The sequence below is a fragment of the Micromonospora sp. ABR4_055 genome (genome assembly GCF_056160425.1).
Genome location: NZ_JBSWXD010000189.1, coordinates 1 through 11,428, shown reverse-complemented (window position 1 = coordinate 11,428; position 11,428 = coordinate 1). Strand labels below are relative to the sequence as shown.

Below are 11,428 nucleotides of genomic sequence, written 5' to 3'. Positions count from 1 at the left end.
TGTTTGTTTTTTTTGGGTGTCCTGTGGCGGGTCTGGGCAACCGGGGGGACGAAGGATCGGGGGGGGGGGTCGAGACGCCGACGGGGGTAGGGACGGGTCGGGGGACCGTTGGGTGTCCCCCTCCCCTCCGCTCGTCGGTGCGGGTTCCAGCCGGCAGGTTAACGCCGGCTGGACTATCTGCCGGCAGCTGGAGCTCAGCCGGTGACGATGCTGACGCCGTACGCGGCCGCGACGTCGATGTAGCGCTCCGCATAGCTGGTGACACCGTTGCCGGCGATCACGTTGCCCCTGATCCAGGCACCACCCGAGGTGTCCTTCACGTAGAACGGGCTGCCCGAGTCGCCGCCTGCCGGCTGGGTGCCGCCGTTGAAGACGATGACCGGCGACTTGCAGCCGGTCGAGGTGCACACCTGGCCGGTGATGCTGGTCGCGGTGTGTCCGCAGTGCTCGCCGGTGGTGCGGCCGCTGTGGCAGTAGTCGGAGAAGCCGACGTACGCGGTGCCGGCCGCCACCACCGGGGCGCTGGAGGTGCTGGTCACTCCGCCGGTGAAGATCCGACCCGAGTAGGAGCGGCCGCCGACCAGCTCCATGTCCTGGGCGTGGCCGCTCACCGTGGGCAGCCGCCGGTTCGACACCACACCGTACGCGTTGGCACCCGACTCGGTGAGCACGTTGATGCCGTTGGCGAAGCAGTGTCCGGCGGTGACCGAGAAGCGGGTGCCGGCACCGTTGCGCACCGCGTACCCGGCCGAGCACCAGGCCGCCCCCGCGGTCTGGGTGATGCCGCCACCGCCCCAGTACGGCTGGATGTCGTCACGGCGATGCCAGAAGTCGCTGATGGTGGACCGGCTCACCTGCAGTTCGCTGGCCGCCCGCAGGTGTGCCGCCGAGGTGCCGGCCGGCTTGATCAGCGCGGCCACCAGGTCGGCGGGCGCGTCGGTGTCGACGACGATCTTGCCGGTGGTGGCGTCGAGGTAGCTGCCGAACGTGTACTTGGTGCCGTGGGTGGCGACGTAGTCGGCGATCCGGCGTTGAATCGTCTCCAACATCGCCGACGCGGCGGCCGACGCGGCGACCGTGGCGCGGCCGGTGCGGTCCGGGGCCAGCCGGTCGTCGAGCCGGGTGACAGCCGAGCCCGTGGTCGCCTTGCTGCCGTCCGGCGCGGCATGCGCCGCGCTGGCGCCGAGCATGGTCAGCGCGACGGCTGCCGCCGCGACGGTGCCGGCGAGCGCTCTCTTCCTCACGTACATGATTCCTCCGTCTACATTTGCGGCCGGTTGCCGCAGCTTCTCGAATAAGAGTCGAGGAACCACAAGATCGATAGCTTTATGTCGATATTGAGACAGTCCGGCGGAGCCGCAGAAGCAAACATGACGAATCATTCTTATTCGCGACCGCGACCGCGACCGCGACCGCAGGGCACAATCCTGTTCCTGCTCGCTACGTGAAGAAATCTGTCACACCGCGATCGGAAATGCGCCATTCACCGTCCGGCACTGCGGCGTACTGGCCCGATCCGGGCGACGGGCGGGCCGCCGGCACCGCCGGTAGGGTGGCCTGACCCGCGTGGCATCCGCGCGACCGACAGCATCCCGCGCAACCAGCGACTGGAGGACGAGTTGGCGCGACCGTCGGACCCTGCGGCCGGCCCACCGCTGGTGGACATCGAGCAGCTGTTTCCCGAGCTGAGGGAGTACGCGGCCACCGCCACCCGGCTGCACCCCCGCCCCGGGCGGCCGGGCCCGCTCGACAGCTCGATCGGCGGTCCGCTGCGCTGGCCGGCCGACGAGTCCTGGCCGCACTGCACCGGCCGGGAGCACTACGTCGACCGGCTGCTGACCCCGGACCTGCTGCAGGTGCTGTGGTGCCCGTTGGACCATCCCGACAACGGGTACAGCCCGTGGGTGGAGCTCCGCTGGCGGCGGACCGCCGAGCTCGGCGAACAGCTGGCAACTGCGCCGGAGCCGGTGGTGGTCAACGAGAACTACCTGCCGACGCCGTGCCTGGTGCGTCCGGAACAGGTCCGCGAGTACCAGTACGTCGGACTACTTCCGGAGAATCTCAAGAAGCGGCTGTACGCCTGGGAAAAGCAGTCCGGGCACAGTTATCAGGCCGACTTGTCGCTCGCACCGGGCTGGAAGGTCGGCGGTTTCGCCAACTGGTCACTTTCCGACTGGCACCCGGTCGACTGCACCGAGTGTGGGGCGGCAATGACGTTGCTGCTCACCGCGAGCTCCGGCGAACAAAATGGCAGCGCCCGCTGGCGGTCCGCCGACGATCCGGACGGCAACCCGGTTGACGTACTGATCGGTCGGGGTTACTCCCTGCACGTCTTCGCCTGCCCGACCTCACCGACGCACCCGCCGGCCACCGTGATGCAGTGAAGCGGTCGCCCGGAGCGCGACCTCGGGCGCAGCTGTCGCCTTGTCCTGCTACCTGCCGGTAAGAATCGTCGAGCGTCGGACGCCGATCCGGCCGCACCTTCAGCACCCCGACGGCAGGTCCACCCCGTCCGGGGCACGCATCCGCCAGGCGTCGGTGACCAGCTCGGCGAGCCGGTCGACGTCGACCCGCGCCAGCCGGAGCATCACCAGCGGCAGTCCGTCGTAGCCGGGTGTGGTGAAGAACAGGTTGGGCTCGCCGAGCAGCAACGCCTGCTTCTCCGCCTCGTCGCCGACGTACAGCACGGCGACGTCGGTCCGGATCACCCGGGGCTTGCCGGGCCGACGCTCCGGATAGGACCAGACGAAGCCCTTGCCTGCGACCCGGAAGTCGAAGCCGTCGCTGTCGATCTCGACGACCTGCGGCAGAGCCGACGCCAGCCGGCGGACGTCGTCGGCGTCAGCCATCGGGGTACCCGTACCGCACCGCACTGCGCACACCCACAGGTTAGCCAGCCGGCTTCGTCGCCACCACGAACACCCGTCGGAACGGGAACGCGACCAGCCCGTCCCGGGCCGGGTACCGGTCGGTCAACTCCTCGCCGAGCCGTCGACGGAACGCGGCCCACCCCGCGTCGTCGAGGGCGGCCCGGACCGGCCGGGCGGCGGTCCCCTCGACCCAGGCCAGCACCGGATGCGCCGCCGGATCGGCGTCCCCGGCCGGCAGCAGATGCAGGTACGTGGTCTCCCAGGCGTCGACCGTACAGCCGGCCCGCAGCAGTCGGGTCGCGTAGCCGGCCGGGTCGAGCACCGCGTCGCCGCCGCGGATGTCCGGCAGCCGCCCCCGCCAGGACGGATCCGCCGCGACCGTACGGATCGCCTGGTGCGACGGTGCGTCGAAGTTTCCCGGCACCTGGAAGGCCAGCACCGCACCGGGTCGCAGCCGGGCCGCCCACCGGTCGAGCAGGGCGGGGTGACCGGGCACCCATTGCAGTACGGCGTTGCAGATCACCACGTCGACGTCCGGGCCGGGTTCCCAGTCGGCCACGTCGCCGACGTCGAACCGGACCGGTGACCCGAGCGCCCGAGCAGCGGTGATCATCTCGGTCGACGAGTCGATCCCGGTCACGACGGCTTCCGGCCAGCGGTCCGCAAGGTGGACGGTGAGGGTGCCCGGCCCGCAACCGAGGTCGACGACCACTGCCGGGTCGGCGGCGGCGACCCTGGCCAGCAGGTCGACGAACGGGCGGGAGCGTTGATCAGCGAAGCGCAGGTAGGCGGCCGGATCCCACATCACTGTCTCCTCCCGGCCGGGTCCGGGGTCCGACCGTCGTCACGGTAGGGCCGGCGTCCGACCGTCACGGTACGCCGCCCACTCGTCGGCGAGCATCGCGAAGTCGAGTTCCGTACTCCATTCGCCTTTGAACAGTTCGTTGCGCACCAGCCGGGCCTCCTGACGCATCCCGAGGCGTCGGGCCAGCCGGGCCGACGCCTCGTTGCGCTCGTCGACCCGGGCCACGATCCGGTGCAGGCCGAGTTGGTCGAAGCCGAGACCGAGCAGCGCCCGTGCCGCCTCGGTGGCGTAGCCCCGGCCGGCGGCGTCCGGGTGTACGACGTACCCGATCTCGCCGCCGCGATGGAACCGGCTGCGCCAGAAGAGCACGACGTCCCCGACCAGCCGGCCGGTCGCTGCCACCTCGACACCGAGGGTGAGGGCCTGACCTTCGTCGCTGAGGCCGGTGTTCGCCCACTGGGCGGCGAGCCGCTGGACGATGACGTCGCGGGTCATCGGCTCGAACGGCACGTACCGACAGACGGTCGGCAGGCTGCGGTAGGCGAACAGCTCCTCGACGTCGTCGCCGGTCAGCGGACGCAGCAGCAGCCGCTCGGTGCGGACCGGATAGTCGGGATGCAGGGCAGGATGTTCGGGATGCAGGGCGGACGGCTGCACGGTCGGCACGCCGCCCATCCTGCCACCACGCCCACCGTCGATCGCCCTGCCACCACACCCGCCGCCATCCGATGTGCTGGGCCGTCCGCCAGTCAGGCCAGCCGGTCGACAGAGGTGAGATCCAGCTCACACCGACACCCAAAGCCGGGCCCGTTACCCGGTCCGTCTTGCCGGTTGTGAACGACAACAGGAACGACGACAGGAACGGTGCGACGACGTGACGGGTCGGATTCTCTTCGTGGAACTGCGCCGTACCGCGGTGGTGTGGTTCGGTGTCGGGCTGGCGTTCGCGGCGGCCTCGTTGGCCGTCGACGGGGAACGCTGGGACGGGTACTGGATGGCGGGGGTGCTGGCCCATCACAACACGCTGGAACTGATCTGGCCGCTCGCGCTCTCGGTCGGCGCCTGGCACGGGCGCCGGGAGCACGCCAGCAGGATGACCGAGCTGATCGCGACGAGTGCCCGACCAGGCCTGACCCGGGTGGCGCCCCGGGCGGTCGCGCTCGTCGGCTGCCTCGCTGGCGGATTCACCTGCGGAGTGCTCGAGGTGCTGGCCCTCGCGGTGCTGACCGCAGACCATCAGCCGGCCGGCTGGGTCTGGCCGGTGCTGCTCGGCGCGGCGAGCGTCGCGGCGGCCGGTCTGCTCGGCCTCGGCCTGGGTCGGCTGCTGCCGTCCCGGCTGACCGCCCCGCTGCTCGCCGTGGGTGCGCTCGCCGCCGTCATCGCGCTGCAGTTGCTCGCCAACAGCGGCGACAACCGGGCGTTGCTGCTCAGCCCGGCATCCCTCGGGCCGGTTGACCGTTACTCCACGATCGACGACCGAGCCGTCGCGGGCATGATGGTGTGGTACGTCGCCCTGGCGGCGACCGGGTGGGCGTTGTACGCCGCCGCCGCTGGCCGGTCGCGGCTGCTCGCCGTGCTGCCGGGCGTCGCCGGGCTGCTCGTCGCCCTGATCGTGCTGCCACCGGTCAATGAGGCTGCGCACCCCGACCTGCGCGCCACCGAACTGGTCTGTGCCGACGGGACACCCCGGGTCTGCGTCAGCCGGGTCGACGCCTCGGCCCTGCCGGAGCTGGTCGGGCCGGCCCGGCGGGCGTTGGCTCTGCTGGCCAGGCTGCCCGACCCGCCAACTGCCGTCGTGCAGCAGGTCGGCCCGCACGGCGCCACGATCTCGGAGCGCCGGAAGACGGCCAATTTCCATCTGCTCATCTACGGCGACGGGACGATCGCCACCGGGCTGCCCACGCTCGAAGCCGAGATCCTCGACGGCGCCGGGACCGTCGCGTGCGGCGCCGCTCTCGACGACGTCGACGGTTGGGAGCCGATCCAGGCGGCCCGGGCGGCGGCCGGCCTCTGGCTGGCGGGCCGGGACGCGGCACCGGACGAGTTCTGGAATCCCGTACAGGGCATGGTCGAGGAGGCGCTGGCCACGTTGCGGTCGCTGCCGGCGGACGAACAGTTGGCCCGGGTCGCCGCACTTCGGGAGGCCGCGCTGAACTGTCGACCCGACCTCTACGAGGTGCTGACCGCCACCTGACGCGTCTGGATGGTAGACCCCGTTCCGGATCGTGAGGGGTTGACGGCGGGGAGTCATCGACATCAACATGTTCGCCATTGGCGTTCAGCGATCTTCGATGCCAACCGGTTGATCCCGGCCCTGCGATCCAGGAGACGATCGATGTCAGGACGCAAGCCCTCCCTACCACGACTATTGCCCCGGGCACGCCGCCTGCTGGCCGTCACCGCTGGTGCCGTGCTGGCCGGCGGGCTACTCGGCGTACCACTGCCCGTCTCGGCCGCGCCCACCGACGGCGGTGCCGACGCCCCCGGTGCCGGCACCGCCGCAGTCGCCGAGGAACTACAGGCCACAGTCGCCGAATCGACCGGCGACCGGGTCCAGGCGCTGCTGATGCTGCCCAACCCGCAGCGCTATCCGACCAACCCGGACACCGCCGTCGACCAGCTGCGCGCCCACTCCGAGGAGATCCAGGCCGAGGTCGAGACGGCGCTGGAGGAGCGGGCCGAGACCGCCGGCGACGTACGGGTGGTCAACCGCTTCTGGATCACCAACATGCTGCTCGTCGAGTTCACCGCCGACGCTTCCCGGCTGTCGGCGCTGGCGAGCCTGCCCGGCGTGCAACGGGTGCTGCCGAACTTCACCCTGAGCGTGCCGGAGACCGAGATGACCGCCGCCGCCGACCCGGCCGCGTCGATCATCGACGACCGGATCACCTGGGGCATGGACCGCATCGGCGTCGAAAAGGTCTGGACCGAGCTCGGTCTGGACGGCGCCGGCGTCCGGGTGGTCACCCTGGACACCGGGGTCGCCATCGACCACCCCGACCTGGTCGGCAAGATGGCCACCGACGACCCGACCGACCCGACCTATCCGGGTGGCTGGATGGAGTTCAGCTCCGCCGGCGGTCTGGTGGCCTCCGAGCCGCACGACTCGTCCACCCATGGTACGCACGTCTCCGGCACTATCCACGGTGGTGCGGCGTCCGGCGTGACAATCGGCGGCGCGCCCGGTGCCGAGATGGCACACGGCCTGGTGATCCCCGGCGGAAACGGCTCCTTCGCGCAGGTCGCCGCCGGCATGCAGTGGGCGGTCGCACCGACCGACTCGGCCGGCACCCCGGCGGGCCGCCCGGCCGACGTGGTCAGCATGTCGCTCGGCGCGGCGATCTACGCGACGGAGATGGTCGCCCCGACCCGGGCGATCGTCGCCGCCGGCGCATTCCCGTCGTTCGCCATCGGCAACGAGGACATCTTCGGCAGCTGCGGCGTCGGCTCGTCCAGCCCCGGCAACGTCTACGAGGCCGTCGGCGTCGGCGCCACCGACATCGACGACAACGTCGCCGACTTCTCCTGCGGCAACGTGGTCAACAAGTCCAGCTGGGCCAGCCCGCCCGCGGACTGGCCGGACAGCTGGGTCACCCCGGACCTGTCCGCCCCGGGCGACGAGGTGTGGTCGGCCAGGCCGGGTGGCGGATACGGCTACGCCAGCGGCACCTCGATGGCCACCCCGCACACCAGCGCGGTCGCCGCGCTGCTGCTGCAGGGCGCACCGGAGCTCAGCGTCGACGCGACCCGTACCGCGCTGATCGACACCGCGTTCTGGGACGACCGGTACGCCGACGTGGCACCCGACACCCGCTACGGCCACGGCCGGATCGACGCGTACGCCGCCGCCGTGCAGGTGGCGCTCGACAGTGGCGTGACCGGACGGGTCACCACCGACGGCACCGGCGCCCCGGTCGCCGACGCCACCGTCACCGTCACGCCGGGCGGGGCCTCGGTGCGTACCGGGGACGACGGCAGCTTCACCCTGCGGCTGGCACCGGGCAGCTACACGCTGACCGCCACCGCGTTCGGTCACGAGACCGCCAGCGTCGCCGACGTCGTCGTGGTCGAAGAGTCGTTCACCACCGTCGACCTGGCGATGGTGCCGCTGCCAATCGGGGTGGTCACCGGCGCCGCGACGTTCGACGAGAGCGGTCACGGCGTACCCGGGGTGACGGTCACGGTCTCCGCCGACGGCGCGCCGGTCGGCAGCCCGGTGGTCACCGGCACCGACGGTAGCTACCGGCTCGAACTGCCGGCCGGGAGCTACCGGATCACGGCCGACCATCCCCGCTTCGATGTCTCCCCGGCCATCGAGGTGACCATTCCGGAAGGCGGCGCGGTCACCGCCGACTTCACGCTCAGTCCACCGCCACAGACGGTCGCCCTGGTCGGCAGCTACGTCGACACGTACGCCGACGAGATCTTCGCCCCACGCGGCATCGAGACGGTGATCTACGACTGGGACGAGCTGGTGGCCGCCGCCGACCATCCGGTCGTGGTACTCGGCTACGGGGTGAGCAGCGACTACGACGAGGCGACCTTCCAGGCGTTCCTGGACGCCACCGACGCCGCCGGCACCGGGGTGATCTTCACCGACCACGCCTACAGCACCGGCAACGGCATCCGGCAGCTGTCCCAGCACACCGGGCAGCCCGTCTCGACCGGTTCCAACACCGGCGGCACCGGTGTGGCCGAGTCGTACTACGAGGTGACCGCCGAACACCCGATCCTCGACGGGTACGCCGTCGGTGACCGGATTCCGCTGGACGACAGCACCCAGGCCAAGTGGATCGCCTGGTTCGGCGACTACTCCGGCGACGGCCGGCAGACCCTCGCCGACCTGGGCCGCAGCGACACCACCGGGATCTACGGCGGCGGCATCGGCGTCGACCAGCGGGCCACCAACCGGCACGTGCTGCTGTCCACCCACGGTGTGTCGGTGACCCGTGGCCCGGTCGACTGGACCGAGCAGGCCACCCAGGTGTTCCTCGACGCGATCGACTGGGCGGCCCGCCCGGCCGAGGAAGGGCAGCCGTACTTCGCCGTGCACGGGTTGACGGTCGACCCGGAGGTGGTGAAGAGCAACGAACCGGTACGGGTCACCGCCCAGGTGAAGAACATCGGCGCGGCGGCCGGTCCGTACCAGGCGGTGCTGCGGGTCGACGGTGAGTCGGCGGCGACCACCACGGTCAACGTCGGCTCCGGCGTGAACCAGACGGTCAGCTGGACGGTGCAGCGGGCCGAGCTGGGCAACTATGCCGTGACGCTCGAGTACCTGACCGGGTCGTTCCGGGTGCGTCCGCCCCGGGTGAGCCTCACCGCACGTACGGTCGATGCTCCGGACGCCGAACCCGGCCCGCTGGCCGGCGCCGCGGTCGAGCTGGTCCACGACGGCGCGGTGATCCCGGTCGGTGCCACCGACGACGCCGGCACCCTCACCTTCGAGACGCCGGCCGCCGTCGACCGGTACACCCTGGTGGTGCGCAAGGCCGCGACCGACGATGGTACGTCGTACCTACTGCACAAGGTGATCACGGTGTTCGACGACGACGAGGTGCTGTTCGCGCCCCGGGTGCTGGCCGGTGGGACGGCCGGGGCCGAGGCGGCCCAGGATCTGTCGGCCCGGGTGGACCTCGCTGCCGACCTGGTCGGCAGCGGCCATGAGGCGACCGTCTACCTGCGCCCGGCCGGCACCGCGCCGTGGGCGTACTCGTTCGGGCCCGGACCGCTGGTCGCGACGCTGGACAGCTACCAGGCGGTCACCGTGCACCAGCTGCCCCGGTTGGAACGCGACTGGTGGCTGGTCAGCGAGATCCTGCCGGAGATGGACTGGATCGACCCGTTCGACGCCACGTTCGGCTTCGGCGGCGCGGCGCAGGTCGAGCTGGCCGCTTCGACACCGGAACCCGGTTCGGTCGAGGTGGACTGGTCGGTGACCGATGCGCACGGTCACCCGTTCGCGACGGTGCGCGCCACCGACGTACGGCCGTTCGTCGACCTGCCGGCGGTGACCCGCCTGGAGGACGTCGTGCCGGCGGTACGGGCGTTGGCGCCCAACGAGGCCCGGCCGGTGCTGCGGCTGTCCGACCCGACCGGCGCCGAGATCCGGGCCGGCTACCTCGACTGGGCGGCCCAGCCGTACGGGTTCGAGGTCGCCGACCCGCAGCCCGGCCGGTACCAGCTCCAACTGGAGCTGGACACCGGCTGGTACAGCGGGCTGGTCGACGCCGAGTCGTCCCTCGTGCTGGCCGAAGCGGCGACGATCACCTCGACCTACCCGCAGAGCGCCGAGGTCGACGGCTGGTTCCATCCCGAGGTCCGGGTGGTCAACCCGAGCGGGGTCGACCAGGGCACCGCCGAGTCGACGCTGACGGTCACCCACCCCGACGGTGACCTGCTCGCCCGCGACGTCGCGGTGCAGCTGCGGGTCGACGGGGCCTGGGTCCGGATCCCGATGTCCGTGCAGGACGGCGCCCTGGTCGGCACCATCTCGCCGGAGGTGGCGCTGACCGCCGGCACCGACCTGACCTGGGAGCTGCACGTACGCACCCGCCGACCCGGCGAGTTCACCTTCACCCACCAGCTGACCGGCGGTGCGGTGGCAGTGACCGCCAGCTCGGCGGTGACGGTGAGCTGACGACACCTGACAGGTGAGATCCTCACCGGCCGCGCGACCCCCGGGCCAGGGGGTCGCGCGGCCGGTGAGGATAAGGTCTGGCCGTGCGGACCAAGCAGGAGTTGAGCGACGCCATCCGGCAGCGACGGCGGGCGGTGCTGATCGTCAACGCCAAGTCCCGCCGGGGCCGCCAGTTCTACACCGACGCCGCCCGCAGACTGACCGACGCCGGCTTCGAGCTGATCGCCAGCTACCCGGTCGACGAGCCCGGTGAGTTGGAGAGCAGCCTGGACGAGGCGGTCCGGATGGCCCCGGATCTGCTGATCGCCGGCGGCGGGGACGGCACCATCGGGGCCGCCGCCCGGCTGCTCGCCCACCGCGACATCGCGCTCGGGCTGCTGCCGTTGGGCACCACCAACAACTTCGCCCGTACCCTCGGGATCCCGATCGACCTGGACGCGGCGGTCCGCGTCATCAGTTCCGGCAAGGTGATCGATGTCGATCTCGGCCTCGCCGGTGACCTGCCGTTCGCCAACCACGTCGGTATCGGATTGTCCGCCGAGGTGATGCTGCGCACTCCGCCCCGGCTGAAACGGGTGGTCGGCAAGTTCGCCTATCCGGCGACGGCGGCGGCGTTGATGGCCCGGCACCGTCCGCTACGGGTCAGCGTCCGGACCGCCAGCAGCAACCGGGACTTCCAGACCCACCAGCTGTACGTCGCCAACGGCGGTCACCAGGCCGGCCGGCCGATCACCGCAGACGCCAACGCCGACGACCGGCTGCTGGTGGCGTACCCGGTCGGCGGCGCGACCCGGCAGAGCCTGCTGGGTGCGACGGTACGCAACGCGGCGACCGGCCACCGGCGTACCCTGCGGCACGACCCGTTCCTCGCGGTCGGCGAGCTGCTGGTCGAGACGGACCGGCCGGCGCCCGTGGAGATCGACGGTGAGGTGTGCGGGGAGACCCCGATCAGGCTGCGGGTCGACGCCAACGCGCTGCGGGTGATGGCTGCGGCCGGGACCGTCGACCACTGACAGAGACCGCGCGGCCGGTTGCGCGAGTCCGGCCGGCCGCCGGGTGGGGAGGTAGCTCCGGTATGGGGGAACAGCCCCAACAAGTGCCGGTCCAGAAAAA

General features: G+C 71.4%; 8 protein-coding genes. 4 read left to right on the top strand and 4 right to left on the bottom strand.

Translation table 11 applies throughout. From position 1 onward, the window contains the following. Positions 1 to 194 precede the first annotated feature (194 nt). Positions 195 to 1,250: a chymotrypsin family serine protease gene (locus ACXAHD_RS28715; protein ID WP_281553268.1), complete on the bottom strand. Its 1,056-nt coding sequence runs from the start codon at positions 1,248 to 1,250 to the stop codon at positions 195 to 197. A gap of 369 nt (positions 1,251 to 1,619) precedes the next feature. Between ACXAHD_RS28715 and ACXAHD_RS28710 the strand changes: the two genes are divergently transcribed. Then, on the top strand, positions 1,620 to 2,384 hold the full coding sequence (locus ACXAHD_RS28710; RefSeq protein ID WP_475054521.1) for a hypothetical protein: 765 nt from the start codon (positions 1,620 to 1,622) through the stop codon (positions 2,382 to 2,384). Positions 2,385 to 2,483: 99 nt separating this feature from the next. On the opposite strand, the gene ACXAHD_RS28705 is transcribed toward ACXAHD_RS28710, so the two are convergent. Genes ACXAHD_RS28705 through ACXAHD_RS28695 form a run of 3 tightly spaced genes read right to left on the bottom strand, consistent with a single transcriptional unit; the run spans position 2,484 to position 4,341 of the window. Continuing rightward, positions 2,484 to 2,849 carry an MmcQ/YjbR family DNA-binding protein gene (locus ACXAHD_RS28705; RefSeq protein WP_281553266.1) on the bottom strand — a complete coding sequence of 122 codons (366 nt, stop codon included), beginning with the start codon at positions 2,847 to 2,849 and terminating at the stop codon, positions 2,484 to 2,486. Between the two features lie 40 nt (positions 2,850 to 2,889). Continuing rightward, entirely contained in the window at positions 2,890 to 3,675 is a 786-nt protein-coding gene (locus tag ACXAHD_RS28700) for a trans-aconitate 2-methyltransferase (RefSeq protein ID WP_281553265.1), read from the bottom strand. Positions 3,676 to 3,714: 39 nt separating this feature from the next. Next, positions 3,715 to 4,341: a GNAT family N-acetyltransferase gene (locus tag ACXAHD_RS28695; RefSeq protein ID WP_289212185.1), complete on the bottom strand. Its 627-nt coding sequence runs from the start codon at positions 4,339 to 4,341 to the stop codon at positions 3,715 to 3,717. Positions 4,342 to 4,549: 208 nt separating this feature from the next. On the opposite strand from ACXAHD_RS28695, the gene ACXAHD_RS28690 reads away from it, so the two are divergent. The 3 genes from ACXAHD_RS28690 to ACXAHD_RS28680 all read left to right on the top strand — a co-directional run bounded on the left by ACXAHD_RS28690 (position 4,550) and on the right by ACXAHD_RS28680 (position 11,328). Continuing rightward, on the top strand, positions 4,550 to 5,869 hold the full coding sequence (locus tag ACXAHD_RS28690) for a hypothetical protein (protein ID WP_289212184.1): 1,320 nt from the start codon (positions 4,550 to 4,552) through the stop codon (positions 5,867 to 5,869). A 141-nt stretch (positions 5,870 to 6,010) separates the two neighbouring features. Next, a complete protein-coding gene (locus ACXAHD_RS28685) occupies positions 6,011 to 10,315 on the top strand; it encodes a S8 family serine peptidase (RefSeq protein WP_475054514.1) in 4,305 nt (1,434 codons plus the stop codon). Positions 10,316 to 10,398: 83 nt separating this feature from the next. Then, positions 10,399 to 11,328 carry a diacylglycerol/lipid kinase family protein gene (locus ACXAHD_RS28680; RefSeq protein WP_475054510.1) on the top strand — a complete coding sequence of 310 codons (930 nt, stop codon included), beginning with the start codon at positions 10,399 to 10,401 and terminating at the stop codon, positions 11,326 to 11,328. The last annotated feature ends 100 nt before the right edge of the window (positions 11,329 to 11,428 follow it).